The 21,181-nt window shown below is 65.6% G+C and carries 17 protein-coding genes, 2 tRNA genes and 1 pseudogene; 16 read left to right on the plus strand and 4 right to left on the minus strand.

The features are described from left to right. The first annotated feature begins 2 nt into the window (after positions 1-2). The 7 genes from JOF46_RS12655 (at position 3) to JOF46_RS12685 (ending at position 6,447) form a co-directional block, all read left to right on the plus strand. Complete coding sequence (locus JOF46_RS12655; protein ID WP_209907624.1) at positions 3-494, plus strand: redoxin domain-containing protein; 492 nt, start codon at positions 3-5, stop codon at positions 492-494. Positions 495-613: 119 nt separating this feature from the next. After that, positions 614-689, plus strand: a tRNA-Val gene (locus tag JOF46_RS12660). 573 nt (positions 690-1,262) lie between these two features. Then, on the plus strand, positions 1,263-1,895 hold the full coding sequence (locus JOF46_RS12665) for a ribonuclease HI (protein WP_209907626.1): 633 nt from the start codon (positions 1,263-1,265) through the stop codon (positions 1,893-1,895). 432 nt (positions 1,896-2,327) lie between these two features. After that, entirely contained in the window at positions 2,328-3,500 is a 1,173-nt protein-coding gene (argE, locus tag JOF46_RS12670) for an acetylornithine deacetylase (protein ID WP_342592437.1), read from the plus strand. 48 nt (positions 3,501-3,548) lie between these two features. Next, complete coding sequence (locus JOF46_RS12675) at positions 3,549-4,823, plus strand: MFS transporter (protein ID WP_209907628.1); 1,275 nt, start codon at positions 3,549-3,551, stop codon at positions 4,821-4,823. 201 nt (positions 4,824-5,024) lie between these two features. Continuing rightward, a tRNA-Val gene (locus JOF46_RS12680) sits at positions 5,025-5,100 on the plus strand. Positions 5,101-5,229: 129 nt separating this feature from the next. Beyond that, positions 5,230-6,447 (plus strand): Fic family protein, encoded by a 1,218-nt coding sequence (locus tag JOF46_RS12685; RefSeq protein WP_209907629.1) that lies wholly within the window; start codon positions 5,230-5,232, stop codon positions 6,445-6,447. A 241-nt stretch (positions 6,448-6,688) separates the two neighbouring features. On the opposite strand, the gene JOF46_RS12690 is transcribed toward JOF46_RS12685, so the two are convergent. Further along, positions 6,689-6,874 (minus strand): CsbD family protein, encoded by a 186-nt coding sequence (locus JOF46_RS12690; protein ID WP_209907630.1) that lies wholly within the window; start codon positions 6,872-6,874, stop codon positions 6,689-6,691. A gap of 296 nt (positions 6,875-7,170) precedes the next feature. On the opposite strand from JOF46_RS12690, the gene JOF46_RS12695 reads away from it, so the two are divergent. The 4 genes from JOF46_RS12695 (at position 7,171) to JOF46_RS12710 (ending at position 11,004) form a co-directional block, all read left to right on the plus strand. Beyond that, a complete protein-coding gene (locus JOF46_RS12695; protein ID WP_209907631.1) occupies positions 7,171-7,686 on the plus strand; it encodes a gluconokinase in 516 nt (171 codons plus the stop codon). Between the two features lie 63 nt (positions 7,687-7,749). Next, on the plus strand, positions 7,750-9,153 hold the full coding sequence (locus JOF46_RS12700; protein WP_209907632.1) for a GntP family permease: 1,404 nt from the start codon (positions 7,750-7,752) through the stop codon (positions 9,151-9,153). A gap of 47 nt (positions 9,154-9,200) precedes the next feature. Then, positions 9,201-9,974, plus strand: coding sequence for an SDR family oxidoreductase (locus JOF46_RS12705; protein WP_209907633.1), 774 nt, complete (start codon positions 9,201-9,203; stop codon positions 9,972-9,974). Beyond that, positions 9,964-11,004: a zinc-binding dehydrogenase gene (locus tag JOF46_RS12710; RefSeq protein WP_209907634.1), complete on the plus strand. Its 1,041-nt coding sequence runs from the start codon at positions 9,964-9,966 to the stop codon at positions 11,002-11,004. Before JOF46_RS12705 ends, JOF46_RS12710 begins: the two co-directional genes overlap by 11 nt. 131 nt (positions 11,005-11,135) lie before the next feature. Here the strand turns inward: JOF46_RS12710 and JOF46_RS12715 are convergent, their stop codons facing one another. The 3 genes from JOF46_RS12715 to JOF46_RS12725 form a co-directional block, all read right to left on the minus strand. Next, a complete protein-coding gene (locus JOF46_RS12715) occupies positions 11,136-12,863 on the minus strand; it encodes a thiamine pyrophosphate-dependent enzyme (protein WP_209907637.1) in 1,728 nt (575 codons plus the stop codon). Beyond that, positions 12,860-14,473 (minus strand): FMN-binding glutamate synthase family protein, encoded by a 1,614-nt coding sequence (locus JOF46_RS12720; RefSeq protein WP_209907639.1) that lies wholly within the window; start codon positions 14,471-14,473, stop codon positions 12,860-12,862. Before JOF46_RS12720 ends, JOF46_RS12715 begins: the two co-directional genes overlap by 4 nt. A 458-nt stretch (positions 14,474-14,931) precedes the next feature. Further along, a complete protein-coding gene (locus tag JOF46_RS12725; RefSeq protein ID WP_209907641.1) occupies positions 14,932-15,657 on the minus strand; it encodes a FadR/GntR family transcriptional regulator in 726 nt (241 codons plus the stop codon). Between the two features lie 212 nt (positions 15,658-15,869). On the opposite strand from JOF46_RS12725, the gene gndA reads away from it, so the two are divergent. The 5 genes and pseudogenes from gndA to JOF46_RS12745 all read left to right on the plus strand — a co-directional run bounded on the left by gndA (position 15,870) and on the right by JOF46_RS12745 (position 21,162). Further along, positions 15,870-17,309 (plus strand): NADP-dependent phosphogluconate dehydrogenase, encoded by a 1,440-nt coding sequence (gene gndA, locus JOF46_RS12730; protein ID WP_209907643.1) that lies wholly within the window; start codon positions 15,870-15,872, stop codon positions 17,307-17,309. Positions 17,310-17,513: 204 nt separating this feature from the next. Next, on the plus strand, positions 17,514-17,789 hold the full coding sequence (locus tag JOF46_RS12735; RefSeq protein ID WP_209911882.1) for a helix-turn-helix domain-containing protein: 276 nt from the start codon (positions 17,514-17,516) through the stop codon (positions 17,787-17,789). After that, positions 17,789-18,070, plus strand: a pseudogene (locus tag JOF46_RS22880) (HipA N-terminal domain-containing protein); the annotation flags it as partial. The gene JOF46_RS12735 and the pseudogene JOF46_RS22880, both read left to right, overlap by 1 nt. Positions 18,071-18,133: 63 nt before the next feature. Continuing rightward, positions 18,134-19,195: a type II toxin-antitoxin system HipA family toxin gene (locus JOF46_RS12740; RefSeq protein ID WP_245348116.1), complete on the plus strand. Its 1,062-nt coding sequence runs from the start codon at positions 18,134-18,136 to the stop codon at positions 19,193-19,195. Positions 19,196-19,542: 347 nt separating this feature from the next. Further along, positions 19,543-21,162 carry an FAD-dependent oxidoreductase gene (locus JOF46_RS12745; protein ID WP_209907648.1) on the plus strand — a complete coding sequence of 540 codons (1,620 nt, stop codon included), beginning with the start codon at positions 19,543-19,545 and terminating at the stop codon, positions 21,160-21,162. The last annotated feature ends 19 nt before the right edge of the window (positions 21,163-21,181 follow it).

Here is a 21,181-nt window from a genome sequence, read left to right on the forward strand (position 1 = left end):
CTGTGGAACCATCACAAACGGCGACGGGGAGTCCCTCCTCGCCGCCGCGGGCCGGTCAAACGGCCCCGGGCTTCGCCCTTCCCAACCAACACGGTGAACTCATCGAGTCCCGGTCCTTGGGGGAGCAGGCCTACTTCCTGGTTTTCTATCCGTTCGCGTTCTCCGCGGTCTGCGGGTCGGAACTGGAAGAACTTGAAGAAGTGCGCGAAGAATTTGCCGCACGAAACATCCGCATCATGGGTGTCTCGGTGGATCACAAGTACGCACTGCGCACCTATGCGGACCAAGCCCGATTCGGGTTTGATCTGCTGGCCGACTTCTGGCCACACGGTGCCGTAGCAAGCAGCTACGGCGCATTCAACTTCGAGTCCGGCGCGGCAACGCGGCACACGTTCCTCATTGCAGAGGGACGCGTGGTGGATTCCTTTAGTTCACCCATCCATCAGGCGCGCGCCATCGCGCGCTACCGAGAGGCGATGGACCTACTCACCTAATTGTTGTCGAAGAATCTTTGCGTCTATTTCGACAGCTCGGGCGGGTACATTGCCACAGTCATATTCTTGTCACGAACACTTCCGGCGGAATGTCAACCAAAAGAATTCAGTAGTGCCAAGGGCCTTTAGCTCAGCTGGTAGAGCGTCACGTTTACACCGTGAATGTCATCGGTTCGATCCCGGTAGGGCCCACCAATGGATGCCCGCCTCGAGCCAGGAACCTTCCTGGCTCGAGGCGGGCATCGGTGTCTGTGCCTTCGGCGCACACCAGGCAACCTGGAGCGCCGTGACCAAATGTCGGCGGTGGCGGGCAGCCTGGGCCCATGGATAACGTGCTTGACCTCGCAAGTGGGAACATCCTTACGCGCGAAGACAACCGCGCTGCCGTTCCTCGCGAACCGAACGACAGGCTTCTGGATGCGTTGGTTCATGTCGCATTTGCCTCGTGGTCCAACAGCTGGGAAAACAAGGGCAGAAACGACCTGGTGCGCTGGATCGTGGTCGCCCACGACATCCGCACCGGAGCTCGGATCCACCATGGCGCGACCAAGAATCCGCGGCCCATGGAAGAAATCCTGACCGACATCCATCGGGTGGTCTCGGACGCCGGGGCACCGGCCTGGGTGGCAGTCCCCAGCAAACGCGGTGGTGTTGCTGCCGTGTTGCATGAAACCGGAACGCCCGTCACCCGCGGCTTGGACCCTCGGAACCGTGCCGTGGGCATCCTGATTCCGGAGATGGCGCGTCAAAGCCAGCAGCAAAGCCAAGATGCCATCCGTGCAGGCCTGTTGTGCCCGGAGCAACGCGCAGCACTGCGGAAGGCCGAACCGGTCGCTCAGCGCCCGACGACCGAGAAACTTTACTGGTGGCCGGAATACCTGGATATCAGCGGCATGCACACGAACAAAATGGTTTTTCGCCGCCGATGCATCCCTGGATCTGCAAGGGGCCAGCGGACTGGGCGAAGTCAGCAATCGCGGGGACGTGGGCATCCGGACCTGGCACAGCGACACGAAGATCGGCCAGATGGAATCCGAGGCAGTCATCCTGGCCCTGGAAATGTTGTGCGGTGTTTCAACCCACCATGCGATGGTGCTCAGTGACAGCAAGGACGCCCTCAAGATGGCACGAACGCTTGCCGCGAACCTGGTGCCGAAACCTGGTTATTGCGGGATCAGCGACGATGCCCGCGCCCGCTTCCTGCAGGCCTGGTCTTCGGTGGAAGCCGAGGCGGAATTCGAATATGTCAGGGGCCATGTGGGCCACCCCTTGAACGAAGCCGCTGACGAACTCGCGAACTTGGCCAGGCTTGCCGCCAAGCTACCGCAGCACCTTGTCGAGGACCAGCTCTGGCGTCGAGTCGACGCCGTCCGCGCGGATTTTCGGGGCGTGGACGGCTAGGTGCAGGCGGCGGGGCGGCGGTGAATTCCCCCGCGCGCGAGGGAAACGACCCGACCCCGGAACCCCTGGGTATGGATCCGTTGGACTGCCTGCCGCGCGCGAAGGGCCAACCCGGATGGGTCCGCCCCAGCATTGGGACTCCAGCTTCCCTGCGGGGCGGTCGATCAGGGCAGCGGCCCCTGGGCTGACGGACCACGGTGGGCCACGGCTTTCTGTGTCGTCCGACGCCGGCCAGCGCACAGCGCGGAACCAGGGGGCAAAAGTGGTGATCCTCATTACAATAAAGTGGTCAGGTGCTCCAAATGGACGTTGGTTGTTACGTCACACATTCATCGTTCGGAGGCCCGACCGCGAGCGATGAGAGACTTTTTGCGGCCCATTTCAGTTTTCCCCTTGGCAACCGGGCCTCCGCCACGAACACAAGGAGTAGCAGTGCCACAAGCACCCAGCGAAGCGACCATGGCCGAGATCACGAAGTTGATCGGCTTCGACACCACGAGCCGCGACACCAACCTTCCGCTGATCGACTACGTCGTGGCACGGCTCGAAGCCCTGGGCATTGCCTCGACCCTGGTGCACAACGCCGAGGGCGACAAGGCAAACCTGCTGGCCACCATCCCGGCCGCCGACGGCACCCGCACAGGCGGCATCGTGCTCTCCGGGCATACCGACGTCGTGCCTGTCGACGGGCAGGACTGGAGCAGCGATCCGTTCAGCCCCCAGATCCGCGACGGCAAGCTGTACGCTCGCGGCACCTGCGACATGAAGTCCTTCGTTGCGGTGATCATGGCCAAGCTCGATTCGATCACGGCGGCCAAGTTGAACGAGCCGATCCACCTGGCCTTCTCCTACGACGAGGAGGTCGGCTGCCTTGGCGCCGTCGACCTGGTTGCCGCCATCACCGAGGCAGGCCTGAACCCGCGCGGGTGCATCGTGGGGGAGCCCACCAGCATGCGAGTGGTCCGCGGCCACAAATCTGTCAACGTGATCCGCGTGGACTTCCACGGCGTGGCTGCACACTCCTCGCTGACCACCCAAGGCGTCAACGCAATTTCCGCCGCGGCCGAATTCACCGGCTTCGTCGATTCCATGGCCCGGGGCTTCAAGCAGGACGGGCCCTTCGATGGGGCCTTCATCGTCCCGTACACCACCACCACGGTGAACAAGATCTCCGGCGGCATCGCGGTCAACACCATTCCGGCCGGATGCACGCTGCACTTCGAGTTCCGCTCGATCGGGGCCGATGACCCAAGCGCACTCATCGAACGCTACCGCGCCGAGGCCAAGCGCATCGAAGCGGAACTGCAGCAGCAGAACCCGGCCGCCCGCGTCGACTTCACGGTGCTGGCACAGACCCCCGGCCTGGACACCCCGGAAGATGCGGGAATCGTTGCCCTATCGGCAAAACTGGGCGGAACGCCCAGCCCCGACAAGGCCACCTACGGCACCGAGGCCGGATTGTTCTTCAACGCCGGCATTCCCACCGTGGTCTGCGGCCCCGGCGACATCGCCCAGGCCCACGCCCCGGACGAATTCATCGAACTCGAGCAGATCGCCGCGTGCGAGGCCTTCATCGAAAACCTCATCACCGAACTGAGCGCCTGATTCGCACCGCGAAATCACGGTGCAACACCCACCCCCAAGGAGAAACCCATGGCTGAGACACTAGCCGCCACCCCGCAGCAGCTCGCTGCCGCCAAGAAGGCGGTGATCAGCAGTTCCATCGGTGCCGCCCTGGAATGGTTCGACATCATCGTCTACGCGACCTTCGCGGTGGTGATCGCCGAGAACTTCTTCCCGGAGTCCGACGGCACGATCGGGTTGCTGCTGACCTTTGCCACCTTCGCGATCTCCTATGTGATCCGCCCGTTGGGCGGCATGGTGCTGGGCAGCTTCGCGGACCGCAAGGGCCGCAAGAATGCACTGACGCTGACCCTGATGTTGATGATGGTGGGCACGCTGATCATGGCTGTCGCACCAACCTATGCCCAGGTCGGCGTGTGGGGTGCTGTCATCATCCTCATCTCCCGCCTGGTCCAGGGATTCTCCGCCGGCGGCGAGTTCGGCACGGCAACCGCCTTCCTGATCGAAACGGCCCCGCATAAGAAGGCCTTCTACGCCTCCTGGCAGGTTGCCGCGCAGGGTGCCTCGATGCTGCTGGCCTCGGCCTTCGGCTATGGGTTGACCCAGTGGCTGTCCCACGATGCGCTTTACAGCTGGGGCTGGCGCGTGCCGTTCTTCGTCGGACTGCTGATCGGCCCCGTGGGCCTGTACATCAGGGCCAGGCTCGATGAGACCGAGGAATTCGTCAAGGGCGAGAAGACCAAGACCCCGCTGAAGGATCTGTTTGTGCACCACTACGGCCGCCTGCTGGCAGGTTCGGCCGTCATCGGCGTGGCAACCATCTCGGTCTACATGATCCTCTACATGCCGACCTTTGCCGTGAAGAACCTGGGCATCCCCGCCACCGCCGCATTCCTGGGCGGTGTCGTTGCCGGCTTGGTGGTGCTGGTCGGCGTCCCGTTCGTGGGGCACCTGGCCGACCGGATCGGTCCGGCCAAGGTCATGACCTATGCCGCGATCGGCGCACTGCTGCTGGCCTGGCCGTTGTTCCAGCTGATGGTCACCAAGCCAACCGTGCCGATGCTGATCCTGGTCATCGGCCTGCTGGGTGTGATCATGGCCTTCTACTTCGGCCCGCTGCCGGCGCTGTTGTCCTCGCTGTTCCCTTCGGCGATCCGCGGCACCGGCCTGGCCGTCACCTACAACGTCGGCGTGACCCTGCTGGGAGGCATCGCCCCGCTCGTGCTGACCTGGCTGCTCAGCGTCACCGGCTCGTTGAATGCGCCGAGTCTCTACTACATGGGAATTGCCGTGATTTCCCTCGTGGGCCTGTACTTCGTGCGCAAGCGCTACCACCAGGCCTAGCAAGCCCCGGTCCCGGGTCGCTGGCACGTTGTCCTTGGGGACGCGTCTTCGACCCGGGACCGACTTCGCGCATCCGGTGCGGCTTTCGGCGATCCCGGCAGTTCTCGGCGGCGATTTGCCAAGTCAGGGATGTGTGTATTAGATTATCTACTTGTTGCAACGCACTGGAACGGAAATCTTCCGAAGAAAGTTGTTGTTTCGGGGCCTTTAGCTCAGCTGGTAGAGCGTCACGTTTACACCGTGAATGTCATCGGTTCGATCCCGGTAGGGCCCACCAATACAAAGCTCCGCGTCATGGAAGAGATTCCGGGACGCGGAGCTTTTTTGTGTCCCACTTCCACCCGGAACCGTCGGTAGATGGAATTCATACTTACAGTTCCTCGGTAACTGTAAGTATGATCGGATCATGTCAACAGTTTCACTGCGTGTGCCGCCAATCGAACTTGAAACCCATCAGTGGCATGCCGAGCAGGACGGGATGAGTTCGCGGGCGCAGCTTGCCCGTGGATCCGGGCCGTACGAATCGGCGGTCCCGCCGAAAATCGCCAACCTCCAGCTGGAAGTTCCCGCGCTGCTGGCGGCAGACGTCGAGGATGCGGTTTCGGCATTGGTGCGTTTCGACAACCACGCCCGGGATCGCCTGGGAACGTCCTCTCCCATGCTGGGCCCGATGTCCTCGATCCTGTTGCGCACAGAATCGTCCTCGTCCTCGCAGATCGAAAACCTGACGGTGGGCGCGAGGCAGCTTGCCCTGGCCGAACTCAACCAGTCGACATCGGCCAACGCCATGTCCGTTTCGGCGAACGTCCACGCCATGGAGGCGGCCCTCGAGCTGGCGGACCGCGTGGACAGGGCGGCCATCCTCACGATGCACGAAAAGCTGCTCCTGGGGCAAAAAGACTGGGAAAGCCACGCTGGAAGATTCAGGGAGCAGTTGGTGTGGATTGGATCCACCGGAACGAGTCCGCGTGGAGCGACCTTCGTGGCGCCCCGGTACGAGCTGGTGGAGGATTTGATCGAGGACCTGGTGGAATTCGTCTCTCGGGACGACCTGCCTGTGCTGGTGCAGGTCGCCATTGCCCATGCCCAGCTTGAAACCATCCACCCGTTCGTGGATGGCAATGGTCGAACCGGGCGGGCACTGGTCCACGCCTTGCTGCGCGGCAAGGGGTTGGTGCGCTCGACCACGGCCCCGTTGTCCGCGGGCCTGCTCAAGAACACGAACCGCTATTTCGAAGCACTGATGTCGTACCGTGCAGGGGATGCGGGTCCGATTTGCGAGCAGTTTGCGGCCGCTTCGAGATTCGCGGCGCACTCGGGTGCCGGACTGATCGACAAGCTGGGGCTGGAGCTGGACGCCGCCAGGGGGGCGCTTGCCGGTCTGCGTCCACAGGCCATGGCTTGGGCGCTGCTGCCGCATCTGGTCTCCCATCCTGTCATGAACACCGAGCTGGTCACCGGGCTATTGGGGACATCGCAAACCAGCGCCTTACGTGCGTTGGCCCAGCTCCAGGATGCCGGTGTTGTCGTGGAGCGTTCGGGATACAAGCGAAACCGTGTGTGGCAGCACGACGGGATCCTAGCGGTCCTCGACGGTTACGCCGCGGAGCTGCTGCGGGCCTGAAATCAGGTTTGACGTGGTTTGGTGGGGGAGTGCCGGCACCTAGCCCTGATCCGGCCGGGCCCGGTTGACCGGGACGCGTTCCTCCCGGGAGCCAGCGTCCGTGCCGTGTTGCGCGGACCATGCCCGGCGGGAAGACCCCGTTATGTGAGGGCAAGGCCTTGGCATCGTGCGATGGGAGGGTGCATGTGGAAGCGCCCCACCCCCGCGGGGGTGGGGCGCTTCCGCTGGTCGGTGCCGGGGCCTAGCCGCCGGTGATGTCCTTGGCTGCGTCCTTGACGTGTTCCCCGGCCTGCTTGGCCTTTGCCGCAGCCTGGTCCTTGAGGCCCTGGGCCTGCAGCTGCTCGTTGTTCGTGGCATCGCCAAGCTTTTCCTTGGCCTCGCCGGCGATTTCCTGTGCCTTGTTGCTGATCTTGTCTCCGAGTCCCATAACGGGTTTTCCCTTCGTTGATCTTGCGTGAACCCTCCCCACGCTAGGAACAGAACCTTGGCACTGGCTGGGAATCGTCGCAAAACCGCTGGAGCGGCTGCTCCGAATCGGCGAGGGGAGAGCGTGGGATCGGCGCGGTGACAGCGATCCCGACCTCACCGAACTTGTTAAAAAGTTTGTAGTAAAACGTCCTGTTGACACTCCGGCCGCGCGGGCCCTAGTCTGTATAAATCATATTTATGCCGAACATCACGTAGTTATGTCCGACATTAGCCTGGTTCCACGATGGAGTGACGATGAACAGCCCTGCCTACCCGCCCATGATCGTTATGGGCGTTTCCGGATGCGGAAAATCCACGGTGGGGCGCCTGCTGGCCGAGAAGCTCGGTTCGGTGTTCATCGACGGAGACGACCTGCACCCCGCATCCAACAAGGAAAAGATGGCTGCAGGACACCCGCTCAACGACGGCGACCGCAAGCCCTGGCTCGCAACCATCGGAGACGAACTCTCCGAAAGCGCCCAGGACGGGACGCCGGCGGTCATCGCCTGCTCGGCACTCAAGCGCAGCTACCGCGATCTCTTGCGCGGCCACGAGCCATCAACCCTCTTCATCCACCTGCGCGGCACGGCCGATCTCATCCAGCACCGCCTGGATGAACGCAGTCACGAATACATGCCCCCGACGTTGCTGGCCTCGCAGCTGAACACCCTCGAGGCCATCGAACCGGACGAGGCCGCCATCGAAGTAGATGTCAGCCTCAGCCCCGAGGAAATCGTGGCCCAGGTGGCCAAGACCCTGAACACCCCGTAGCACCCCGGAGCCATTTGGTTCCACCCATCACCCGAGACCACTTACACCTTTCGAAGGACAATGATGACCGACGAGTTAGTCATGAACTGGACGCTGGGCACCCCCGCGCTCCTCTCCATCGCCGTGGGCGCGATCCTGCTGCTGCTTCTGTTCATTATCAAATGGCGCATCCACGCGTTCGTGGCGCTGGTCGTCATCTCGCTGCTGACCGCAGTGGCCACCGGGCTCCCGGTGGCATCGGTGATACCGACACTGACCGGCGGCTTCGGCGGCACCCTGGCCTCGGTGGCCCTGCTCGTCGGCCTGGGCGCGATGCTCGGGCGCATGCTCGAGACCAGCGGCGGCGCCGAGGTGCTGACCAATGCCCTGATCAGCAAGTTCGGCGAGAAGCGCGCACCGCTGGCACTGTCCATCGCCTCGCTGCTCTTCGGCTTCCCGATCTTCTTCGACGCCGGCCTGGTCGTCATGCTGCCGATCATCTTCACCGTGGCACGCCGCCTGGGCGGCTCCTTCCTGGGCTACGCCTTCCCGGCAGCCACCGCCTTCTCCGTCATGCACATCTTCGTGCCGCCGCACCCGGGCCCGGTTGCGGCCTCCGGCCTGCTCGAGGCCAACGTCGGCCTGGTCCTGCTGCTGGGCCTCGTCGTCGCGCTGCCGACCTGGTACTTCGCCGGCCACCTCTACGGCAAGTACGTGGGCCGCAAGTTCAACATCGCCATCCCCGACATCCTCGCGGGCAGCAAGCAGGAACAGCACGACTTCGCCTCCACCCCGAAGCTGGGCACCGTGGTGACCCTGCTGCTGCTGCCGCTGGTGCTGATCTTCATGAACACCGGCCTGAACACGCTGGCCTCGGCCGGAATCGTGGACAAGGGCGCCCAGTGGGTCCAGATCCTGCGCCTGGTCGGCGAAACCCCGATCGCCCTGCTCATCACCGTGCTGCTGGGCATGTACCTGCTGGGCTACAAGCAGAACAAGGACAAGACCCTCGTCGAGACCGTCGTCGACTCCGCGCTCGGCCCGGTCTGCTCGATCATCCTGATCACCGGCGCCGGCGGCATGTTCGGTGCAGTGCTGCGTGCCAGCGGCATCGGCGACGCCGTGGCCGACTCGCTTGACGCGCTGGGCCTGCCGATCATCGTCGCCGGCTTCATCATCGCCGCCGTGGTGCGCGTCGCCCAGGGTTCGGCCACCGTCGCCCTGACCACCGCCGCCGCCATCATCCAGCCCGTCGTGGTGGGCAACGCCGACCTGAACCAGATCGAGGTCGTGGCCATCGTGCTCGCCCTGGCCGCCGGTTCGGTGTTCGCCGGGCACGTCAACGACTCCGGTTTCTGGCTGGTCTCCCGCTTCTTCGGCATGGACGTCAAGACCACGCTGAAGGTCTGGACCGTCGGACAGGCACTGGTCGGTGTCATCGGCTTCGCCATCGCGTACCTGATCTACGCCATCGCCACTGCCTTCTAGGCAGACTCCACCTGCGTACGACTCGCACACCCAACCAAGGAAGATCCATGGGCAGCAACCTCTTTGACCTCACCGGCCGCATCGCGCTGGTCACCGGTTCCTCGCGCGGCATCGGCAAGGAACTTGCCGCGGGCCTGGCGGATGCCGGCGCAATAATCGTGCTGCACGGGCGCAACGCCGAGACGCTGGCGGCAACAGCCGCCGAGTTCGCGCAACGCTATGGGCAGGCACGCATCTTCTCCTACGCGTTCGACGTGACCGACGCCAAGGCGGTGGCCGACGGCATCGCCGCGATCGAGGCCGAGGTGGGCCCGATCCGCATCCTGGTGAACAACGCCGGCATCCAGCACCGCGTGCCGCTGCTGGAGCTCGACGTTGCCGACTGGCAGCGCGTGCTGGACACCAACCTGACCAGCGCGTTCCTGGTGGGCCGCGAGGCAGCCCGGGGCATGCTTCAGCGCGGGGAGGGCAAGATCATCAACATCTGCTCGGTGCAGACCGACCTGGCCCGTCCCACCATTGCCGCGTACACCGCGGCCAAGGGCGGGCTGCGCAACCTCACCCGCGCGATGACCGCCGAGTGGGCGGGGGCCGGGCTGCAGATCAACGGCATCGCCCCGGGCTACATCCACACCGAAATGACCCAGAACCTGGTCGACGACGAAAAGTTCAACTCCTGGATCCTGGGCCGCACCCCGGCCGGGCGCTGGGGCACCGTGGCCGATCTGGCCGGGCCGGCCGTGTGGCTGGCCTCGGACGGCTCCGACTACGTCAACGGCCAGACCATCTTCATCGACGGAGGAATGACAGTTGTCGTCTAACACCAGCACCGCCACCGCCGTCGTCGCCCACGCGGCGGGCGACCTGCGCGTCGAAGCCATCGAGGTCCCGGCCCCCGCGGTGCACGAGACGCAGATCGCCATCGCCTACGGCGGGATCTGCGGATCGGACCTGCACTACTGGAGCCACGGGGCCGCGGGGGAGTCCATCCTCAAGGCACCCATGGTCCTGGGACACGAGATCGTCGGCACCGTCACGGTTGCGGCTGCCGACGGCACCGGGCCCGCCGCGGGCACCGCCGTGGCAGTGCACCCAGCCACCCCCGGCGACACCGGGGCACGCTACCCGGAAGAACGGCCCAACCTGTCCCCGGGCTGCACCTACCTGGGCTCCGCGGCCCGCTACCCGCACACCGAGGGAGCGTTTGCCACCACGGTGAACCTGCCGGCGCGGATGCTGCGCGCACTGCCGGCCGGGCTGTCGCTGCGCGATGCGGCGCTGGCCGAGCCCGCCGCGGTGGCCTGGCACGCCGTCGGCCGCGCCGGGGATGTTTCGGGCAAGCGCGTCATGGTCATCGGAGCCGGTCCCATCGGCGCCTTGGCCGTCGCGGTGCTCAAGCGCGCCGGAGCCGCCGAGATCATCGCGGTTGACATGTTCGATTACCCGCTGGACATCGCGATCGCCGCCGGCGCAACCGCCACCCTGAAGGCCGATGACGTCGAAGCCATCTCCGCGGTGGAAGCCGACGTGGTCATCGAGGCCAGCGGCAATTACCGCGGCCTGGCCTCGGCCGTCCGCGGCGCGATGCGCGGCGGTCGGGTCGTGATGGTCGGGCTGCTGCCCTCGGGCGAACAGCCGGCGCTGATCTCCCTGACCATCACCCGCGAACTCGAACTGGTCGGCTCCTTCCGGTTCAACGACGAGATCGATCAGGTGCTCACCGCGCTGGCCGACGGGTCCCTTGACCTCTCCGCGGTGATCACCCACGAATTCGACGTCAACGATGCGCTCCAGGCGTTCGAGGTTGCACGGAACTCCGCCGAATCCGGAAAGGTGCTGCTGAAGTTCTAACGGGGCGAATCCGGAAAACCCCCGGATGCACCCGCAAAAAACAAGGCGCCGTTCCACGTCTCCCGCATGGGGGGTAAGAGGGACGGCGCCTTCGCCTTTCCCGGCCGGTTCGTGACCGGGTTCGAGCCCGCTCAGGCACCGGAGCGGTGCGCGCGGGTCTCCTTGAGCCTGGCGCTCGCGTACCCCAAAGCCTGGCCGATCTTGGTGTCCGGCGGGATCGAGACCTCGTCGGGGTTTGTCACCACATCCAGCAGCACCGGCCCCTGGTGTGCAAGTGCCTCGGAGATCGCCGCCTCCAGCGCGCCCGGATCCTCCACCCGGATGCCGTGCAGCCCGCAGGCCCGTCCCACCGCGGCCAGATCGGGGTTCGCCAGCACCGTGCCGAACTCCGGCAGCCCGGCCTGCTCCTGCTCCAGCTTCACCATGCCGAGGCGCCCGTTGTTGAACACCACCAGCTTCACCGGCAACCCGTAGGCGACGGCGGTGAGCAAGTCGCCCATCAGCATGCTCAGTCCGCCGTCCCCGCAGAAGGCAACCACCTGGCGGGTGCGCTCCAGCGCGCTGGCCCCCAGCGCCTGCGGCATGGCGTTGGCCATCGAGCCCAGGTTGTAGGAGCCCAGCAGCCGCCGGGTCCCGCGCATCGTGACGTAGCGGGCCAGCCACACCGTGGACATGCCGGTGTCCGAGGTGAAGATCGCGTCCCCGTCGGCGAGCCTGTCGATGGCGGCGGCCACGGCCTCGGGCCGGATCGCGTGACCAGGGTTGTCCGCGATGGCCCGCACCCGCCCGGTGAGGTGTGAATCGTGGGCCGGATCCGCCAGTGAAAGGTGCCGCTTGGTCCAGGCCTGGTAGCGGGTGCGCGCATCGAGCACGTGGGTCTGGTCGGTCTTGGTCTCCAGCAGCGGCAGCAACCCCGCCAGGGTGAGCCCGGCATCCCCGACGACCCCCACATCCACTGCGGTGCGCCGCCCGATGTGTGCGCCGGCCGCATCGATCTGGATGACCGTCTTGCCCGACGGGTAGGAGTCCCGGTACGGGAAGTCGGTGCCCACCATCAAGAGCACCTCGCAGCGTTCCAGGGCGTGGGCGGCCGCCGGGTTGCCGATCAGCCCGGCCTGGCCCACCTGGAACTCGTTCGCTTCCTCCAGTCCCTCCTTGGCCTTGAGCGTGAGCACCATCGGGGAGGCGAGTTTCCCCGCGACCTCAAGCACCAGCTCCCGGGCATCGCGTGCGCCGGCGCCCACCAGCATCGTGATGCGGCGCGCCTCGTTCAGTTCCTTGGCGATGGTCCCCAGCACCTGGGGGTGCGGGGCCAGCGGGGCCGCGACGTCGACGAACCGCGGGATCGCCTCCTTCGGCAGTTCCGCGCCGCCGATGTCCCCGGGGATGCTCAGCACCGCGACGCCGCGGCCGGCCAGCGCGGCGTTGACCGCCTGCTCCAGCAGGTACGGCATTTGTGCCACGGAGGTCACGGTGTGCGCGAACAGCGCCACGTCGGCGAAGATCACATCGTTGTTGACCTCCTGGAAGAAATCGGACCCGATTTCCCCGCTGGGCACCTGCCCGCAGATCGCCAGCAGCGGCGCATGGGATTTCTTCGCGTCGTAGAGGCCGTTGAGCAGGTGGATCGATCCGGGTCCGACGGTGCCCGCGCACACCCCCAGGGTCCCGGTCAGTTGGGCCTGGGCTCCGGCGGCAAACGCGGCGACCTCCTCGTGCCGCACCCCGATCCATTCGATTCCCCCATGGGTGCGGATCGCGTCGGTCAGGGGATTGAGGGCGTCGCCCACCACGCCCCACACGGTCTTCACGCCCAGGCGGGCCAGCGCCTCGACGACCATCGCTGCGACGGTGCTCATGTCTTTGTCCTCCCGTTCGTTCCGTAGCGTGCGCCAAAGGCATCCGGCGATGCCGTCTCCCAGTCCTTGGCCCACGTTTCGGGGACCTCGGAGAGCAGTTCCCCCGGCTCCATCCAGTCATAGAGCTCGGCATACGACTTGGTGTCAAGGTGCCCGATCCTGCGTCGAAGCATTTCCGGGGTGAGCTCCCCGGGGCCCTTGGCGCCCATCGACGCGATCATGCGCAGCGCCTCGCTGACCGTGGCCTCCTGGAAGCGCTGCACCCGGTGGCTCTTGAGCTCCACGTCAAGCGCCTTGGCGCGGCGGGGATCCTGCGTTGCCACGCCCACGGGGCACTTGTTGGTGTGGCAACGTTGTGACTGGATGCAGCCGGTGGCCATCATCATGGCGCGGGCGGCATTGGTGTAGTCCGCACCCTGGATGATTCGCTTGACGATGTCGGTGCCCGTGGCGACCTTGCCCGAAGCGCCCACCCGGATCTTGCTGCGCAACCCCGTGCCGACCAACGCGTTGTGGACCATCATCAGTCCTTCGGTCAACGGCGTTCCCATGTGGTCCTCGTATTCCATGGGCGCGGCGCCGGTGCCGCCCTCGGAACCGTCGACGATGATGAAATCCGGGGTGATTCCCTCGGCGAGCATTGCCTTGCAGATGGCCAAAAGGTCGCTGCGCGAACCGACACACAACTTGAAGCCCACGGGCTTGCCCTGGGCCAGTTCCCGCATGCCGGCCACGAACGTGATGAGTTCGCGCGGCGTCGAGAACACCTGGTGCGAGGCGGGACTGACGCACTTCACTCCCTGGGGCACGTTGCGGGTTCCGGCGATCTCCGCCGTGACCTTTCCTGCGGGCAAGACTCCGCCGATGCCCGGTTTCGCTCCCTGGCTGAGCTTGAGCGACACGCATTTCACCGACGGGTGCGCGGCGTTGTCGGCAAAAAGCTGCGGGTCAAAGTGCCCTTCCTTGGTCCTTGCGCCAAAGTAGCCGCTGCCGATTTCCCAGACGAGGTCCCCGCCATGGCGCAGGTGGTACTCGCTCAGTCCGCCTTCGCCGGTGTCGTGGGCGAATCCACCCATGGCCGCACCCTTGTTCAGGGCCAGCAAGGCGTTGGCGGAAAGCGCCCCGAAGCTCATCGCGGAGACGTTAAGCAACGACATGTCATAGGGCTGCCTGCATTCGGGTCCTCCGATATGCACCCGGGGGGATTCCTGCGGCGGTTCAAGGGGCGCGGTGGAATGCACCAGGTATTCGTATCCAACCTCATTGACATCGCGTTCCGTGCCGAACGCCTGTTCCTGGTTTGTGCCCTTGGCCCGTTCGTAGATCAGCGACCGGGTATCCCTGTCAAAGGGACGGCCGTCATAGTTGCGCTCGATGAAATACTGCTGCAATTCCGGCCGGATGTATTCCAGCATGAAACGCATGTGTCCGATCACCGGGTAGTTGCGCAGGATCGAGTGTTTCCGCTGCGCCACGTCCCGGAAGGCCACCAGCAAGAGCACTCCGAATACGCCAACCGCAACCCACCAGCCTGCTCCGACCAGCACGGCCAACAGCACCGACAGCGCCGTCAGGATGGATAATCCGGCAACCACAAGGAACCTGACCATGGCCCCAGCATAACCCCGCAGGGAACAACACTCACCCCCTTCTCCCTGGCCGGGGCGGGACCATCAAACCGGCCGCCGTTGTTGCCGAAGGCCCGGTTCCGCCCGTGCCGGGATCCGTGACCGGTGTGCCGTCGGGTTGCACGCCACAGAAACGGCCGCTCCAGCGAGCCCGGCGACTGCTGGATCCGATGGGTGCAGCGCTCCGGCGGCCTTGCCGGCTGGGTAGGTCGGGGAGTGCTCCAGGGAAAATCCACCTGGGTTTTTCTTGATCCCGCAGCCGAACCCGTGGATGCCTGCTCCGCTCCGGGCCCGGAAGCCATGGTGGAGCACGCGGCGCAACGGGCCGAGCGGCCGGACCAGGCGCTTGGGTCCATCCCCATTCATCGCGTTGTTCCTGCCTCGTTCATTCCGCCGCCGCCTTCACTGGCTTGAGGCACTCGCTGGGGCGCAGGGGCGGACTAGGCGCGCGGTTGCGGGAAGAGGCGCGGGGCGTGCGCCCAGACCCCGCAGATCTCCTCGTTGGTGCGGCGCATGATCAACTCCATGGACTCCCGCGCCCGGTGCGGCTCGTGGGCCGAGATCGCATCTGCCACCGCCTGGTGCCAGGCCAGGGCCTCCTCGTGCGGATGCTCGGGCATCAGGCCCAGTTCGGTGCGCCCGCGCAGCGTCTCGGCGATCGGGTTGGCCAGGTTCGCGAACATCTCGTTGCCCGAGGCGGCCAGCACCATCGCGTGGAAGCGGATGTCCAGCTCCAGGAATGACTTCAGGTCCCCGGAACGGCCGGCATGGCGCATCCGGGCCGCAAGGTTCAGCAGCTCGCCGCAGAATTCCGTCGGTGCATGCTCCGCGGCAAGTTCCGCGGCCATGGGCTCGACGGCGACGCGCAGCTCGGTGAGCGAGCGCAATTGCGCCCCCTGGCCGTCCCCGGCCAGCCGCCAGCGGATCACCAGCGGGTCAAAGGGGTTCCAGTCCTCGGCGCCCAGCACCCGGATCCCGACGCGCTTGGTGGAGACCACCAACCCGGCCGAGGCCAGCACGCGGACCGCCTCGCGGATCACCGAACGCGAGACGCCCAGTTCGCTTTCCAGCTCCGCGGCCAGGATCACCTCGCCGGCGGGTATGGAACCGTCGACGATGCGGCTTCCGACGTGTTCAACCGCGCGTTGGTGCAAAGACTTGGCCATGTTCCAACCTTATCGGTATTCCGTTGCACAAACCCGCCGGTGACCACGGACAAAAGCGCGCATTTCCGGGGCAACTTAAGGCAACGGCGCGTGTTCGTCTGGCAATGGGCGCACCGGACAAACTAAAGTGGAAAGAAGTCACGGAGCCGTGCCCGGTGCTCTTTCGTGCCGGTATCCGCCCGGCCCAGCAAAATCGCAACGATGGAGACTTCATGCCTGCACAGATTGGCGTCACCGGCCTAGCCGTCATGGGCGCAAACCTCGCCCGGAACTTCGCCCGCAACGGATACACCGTCGCCCTGCACAACCGCTCGATCGCCAAGACCGACGCCCTGCTGGCCGCCCACGGCGACGAGGGCGACTTCATCCGCACCGAGACCATGGAGGAACTGGTCGCGAGCCTTGAGGTTCCCCGCCGCGTGCTGATCATGGTCAAGGCCGGCGGCCCCGTCGACTCGGTCATCGACTCCCTGGTGCCGCTGCTCGAAGAGGGCGACATCATCATCGACGGCGGCAACTCCAACTTCGTCGACACCCGCCGCCGCGAGGCCGCACTGGCCACCAAGGGCCTGCACTTCGTGGGCGTCGGCGTCTCCGGCGGCGAGGAGGGCGCCCTGCTGGGCCCCTCGATCATGCCCGGCGGCTCGAAGCAGTCCTACGACGCACTGGGCCCGATGCTCGAAAAGATCTCCGCCAAGGCCATCGACGGCGCCCCGTGCTGCGCCTGGATCTCCACCGACGGTGCCGGCCACTTCGTGAAGATGGTCCACAACGGCATCGAGTACGCCGACATGCAGGTCATCGGCGAGGCCTACGACCTGCTGCGCAGCGGCGCCGGCATCGACCCCGCGGCCCAGGCGGAGATCTTCACCGAATGGAACAAGGGCGAGCTCGCCTCCTTCCTCATCGAGATCACCGCAGAGGTCTTGGCCCACACCGACGCCAAGACCGGTAAGCCGCTGGTCGATGTCATCGTCGACTCGGCGGGCCAGAAGGGCACCGGCCGCTGGACCGTGCAGTCCGCACTGGACCTGGGCTCCCCGACCTCGGCCATCGCCGAATCGGTCTTCGCCCGCGGCCTGTCCTCGCAGCGCGACCAGCGCGCCATCGGCCAGGAAGTCCTCATCGGCAACGAGATCGCCGTGGAACTGGGCGAGAACTTCGTCGAGGACGTCCGCCAGGCGCTCTTCGCCTCCAAGCTGGTCTCCTACGCCCAGGGCCTGGACATGCTCACGAGCGCGGGCAAGGAATACAACTGGGACCTGAAGCTCGACGAAATCGCCTCGCTGTGGCGCGAAGGCTGCATCATCCGCGCCGCCCTGCTGGCCGACATCACCAAGGCCTACGCCGCGGACGAAAAGCCGGCGAACCTGCTCTTCGCCCCGGCGTTCTCCGAGGCCATCGCCGCCGCGGTCCCGGCCTGGCGCCGCGTGGTCGCCACCGCCGTCCAGCTGGGCGTGCCGGTGCCGGTGTTCTCCTCCTCGCTGGCCTACTACGACGGCCTGCGCCGCAAGCGCCTGCCGGCAGCGCTGACCCAGGGCCTGCGCGACCTCTTCGGTGCGCACACCTACAACCGCGTCGACGCCGCCGGCTCGTTCCACACCCAGTGGAGCGGCGACAAGACCGAGATCGAGGCCGAAGACACCCACTAGTCTTCAGCTGCTTCCCGCAGGGGGCGGTGCTTCCGGTTCTTCCGGAAGCACCGCCCCCTGCTTTTTGGCGATCCGTGGAGGTGCCTGGAGGGGATGCCGACCTGTTTTGCGACCGTTTAGCGCTGTCGAAAAGACGAGATAATGTAGCTATATATAAACACTATCAATGTTATCGTTGGTCTATAGCTACGTTAGGTGGACGAGATGATGGAAATGGAACGGCTCGGTGTACACCTGCGCGATTGGCGCATCATCCTGGGGCTTTCCCAGGAGCTGGTCGCCGAACGGGCCAACATCTCCCGCTCCACCTTGATCAAGCTGGAGCAGGGCACGGGCGGAAAATTGGAAAACTTTCTGACGGTCGCCAAGGTTCTTGGCGTCAATGACCGGATCGATGCGGCGGTCGACCCGCTGAATACGGATCTGGGTCGAGCGCGGGCCTACATGCTCAGCCGCCAACGAGCTCCCAGAAGGAACTGATGGCCGGTCGTTCCCGCAGGGAAATCCGAACCATCGACGTCCTTGTCAACGACACCAAGGCCGGCACCATGGAGGTGGAATCCGAACGCCATTCGCCGCTGGAACACATCACGTTCAGCTACGCCGACGCATGGCTCGGAGAGGGGTCCTCCTTCGAGATCTCTCCCGAAATGCCGTTGCTCCGAGGCGAACAGCGGCCCACCATGGGCCGGGAGATCTTTGGTTCTTTCATGGACGCCGCCCCGGATTCATGGGGGCAGCGGCTACTCCATGAACAGGCCAGGCTTCGGGCAAGGGCCACCAAAACCCCCATGCCAAGCAACACCGCCGTCTCAAGGCTGCTCATGGTCAACGACAAGACCAGACAAGGGGCACTGCGGTTTCGCGAGAACGGAAACTTCCTTTCCACCTGGGGTGAATCGGCGGGGATCGGCGATGTCACGGGATTGGCTGCCGAAGCAAGAACCTACGAAGAGACCGGCGTCATTGACGAGCGAAACAGCTTGCTCATCGGTGCCGGTTCCTCTGCTGGAGGTGCCCAGCCAAAGGCCTGGATTCGTGATGATGACGGAACGATGCTGCTGGCCAAGTTTCCCAAGACATCGGACCGGGGCAATGTCCAACTCTGGGAAATGGTTGCCATGGTGCTGCAGCAACGGGCCGGCATCCGGGTACAGCCATCCCGGCTGATGCGGCTGAATTCCCACAGCCAGATATTCCTCACCGAGCGGTTTGACCGAGTGGGTGAAACCAGGATCCCCTACATGAGTGCCAGGACAGCGCTTCAATTGGATACCTACGAGCACCCCAACTATGTCAAGCTGGCACGGGAAATCGCCCTGATATCCGCGTCGCCGACCGAGGACGCCAACGAAATGTTCAGCAGGGCCGCATTCGGGGCCATGGTCAACAACATCGACGACCACATGCGCAACCATGGCCTGCTGCGGCACCAGAGCGGTTGGCGCCTGTCTCCCTCCTTCGACGTCAACCCCATGAGAAGCGGGACATCGGAAACGCCGTTGGTTCCCGACGGGGACGTGTCCGACCGAAATGTCCTGGAGCTCCTTGATCACCTGGACTCTTTCCGGCTCACACGTGCCGCGGCAGTGGATCGGCTTCGGGCAATCAACGCAGCCGTTTCACACTGGGCACAGGACGCATTGGCGCTTGGCGCCGAATCGGACGAGACCGAATCGATGAAGCCGGCGTTCGAGGGCGCAAACCGCGGACGGGTCCAGAAGCTTAACGCTGGTGCGGAACCGACCGTGATCGACCTCGCCCCGGGGGAAGGGACCCGGTCCGTGACCGGCCCGCCCACGGCCGAGCGAATCTGGATTGGCCCGCACTACCGGGGCGAAAAACTCGTGCCCGGTCACTTCCGCACAAAGCCCCAACGGAGCTGAGCCCCTCATCCCGCAGATCGCGATTCGACCGTCACCGGCCAGGCGCCGGCTGCCAAAATTCCCGGCTTAAGCGGCACGACACAAAGCCCGCGGCCAGGTTTCCGCTGCTGATGATCCCCGACCCGCGGGAGGTATCCGTCTCCCGTACATTGGCTCGGACACCCCGACACCCACGCAGCAGGTATCCAAGGGTGGAACGGGTGCGAAAAATGCCCGGCAGGACGCGACGCCCACCCATCCATTGACCCCGCCCGTCGGCAGGCATAGATTCGGGGCATGAGCAGGTTCCCGCAGCACGCAACACCCGCGACGACTGCGCCCGGAAACGAACCCGGGGCCGTCCCGCGATGATCGGCATCGACGAGCTGCGCACGGTCAAGACCTTCGCCCCGCTGGCCCCGGAAGTGCTGGGCTACCTGGCCGGGGCCGTGGAAGACATCCACCTGCTGGACGGGGAATACTTCCTGCACGAGGGCGACGAACGAGCCCTGATAGTGGTCATCGAGGGCCTGGTGGAAATCACCAAGGTGGTCGCCGGCATCGAACGGGTCATCGGCACCCGCAAGCCGGGCCAGTTCTTCGGCGAGGTCCCGCTGACCCTGAGCACCAACTTCCCCGCCAGCGGGCGTGCCGCGGGGGCCGCGAGGATCATCAAGCTCGACGTGGCCGGCTACTACACGCTGGCCGCCATGGCACCCTCGGTCCCGGAGAAGGTCGGTTCGCTGGCCCGGCGCTACCTGGACTCCCTGCAGGAGCTCGCGGCCGAAAAACCCGATGCGGTGGCCCGCGTGATCGGTCCGCGGCGCCATGCCAAGGTGCGTGAACTGTCAACCTTCCTGACCCGAAACCACGTCGCCTTCGAGAACACCACGCTCGAGGCGCCCGAGGACGGGCAGGCGTACCCGGTGCTCGAGCTGCGCGACGGCACCAGGTACGCGGACCCGCCGATGCGCATCGCGGCCAAGGCCGTGGGGCTTGAGGTGGTGCCGTCCGCGACCGACTACGACGTGGTGATCCTCGGCGGGGGACCGGCGGGGTTGACCGCCGCCGTCAACGCCGCGGCCGAGGGACTGCGCACCGTGGTCATCGAGCAGCTGGCCCCCGGAGGGCAGGCCGGGACCTCCACCCGCATCGAAAACTACACCGGCTTCCCCTACGGGATCTCCGGGGACGACCTGGCCTCCCGCGCGCTGACCCAGGCCACCCGGCTGGGTGCGGAAATCGTGGTCACCCGAACCGCTTGCGGCATCGACCCGGGCACCCGCCGGGTCGAGCTCGACGGGGGAGACACGCTGCGGGCCGGCGCACTGATCGTGGCCACGGGCGTGGCCTGGCGCACGCTCACGATCCCCGGAGCCGAGCGCTTCCTGGGCAACGGCCTGTACTACGGGGCGGCGCACAGCGACGCGCCGCTGGCCCAGGGCCAGGACATCTTCATCGTCGGGGCGGGAAACTCGGCCGGGCAGGCAGCGATCTTCTTTTCCCGGCATGCCCGCACCGTCACCATGCTGCTGCGCGGGCCCTCGCTGGCCTCCCGGATGTCCAGCTACCTGATCGAGCAGATCGAGGCCACCGCCGCCATCGAAGTGCAGCCCAATTGCCAGATCACCGCGCTGGAGGGGGACAAGTCCCTGCACGCCATCGAGGTGCTGGACTCCTCAAGCGGCACCAGCACGCTGCGGGCGAGCCCGGCGGTGTTCGTGATGATCGGCGCCGATGCCGTCACCGGGTGGATGCCCGCGCACATCGTGCGCGACCGCCACGGGTTCATCCTCACCGGGCCGGACGCTGCCGATGCCCCTGCCTGGAACCAGGCGCGCCGCCCGTTCGCGCTGGAAACCAGCGTTCCGGGGATCTTCGCGATCGGGGACGTGCGCTCCGGTTCGGTCAAGCGCGTGGCCGCGGGCGTCGGGGAGGGCGGCATGTCCATCGCCTTCACCCACCAATACCTCGCCCTGGCCGACTGACACCCCGTCCCCTTGTCCG

Source organism: Paeniglutamicibacter psychrophenolicus, from assembly GCF_017876575.1.
GTDB classification, from domain to species: Bacteria; Actinomycetota; Actinomycetes; order Actinomycetales; family Micrococcaceae; genus Paeniglutamicibacter; species Paeniglutamicibacter psychrophenolicus.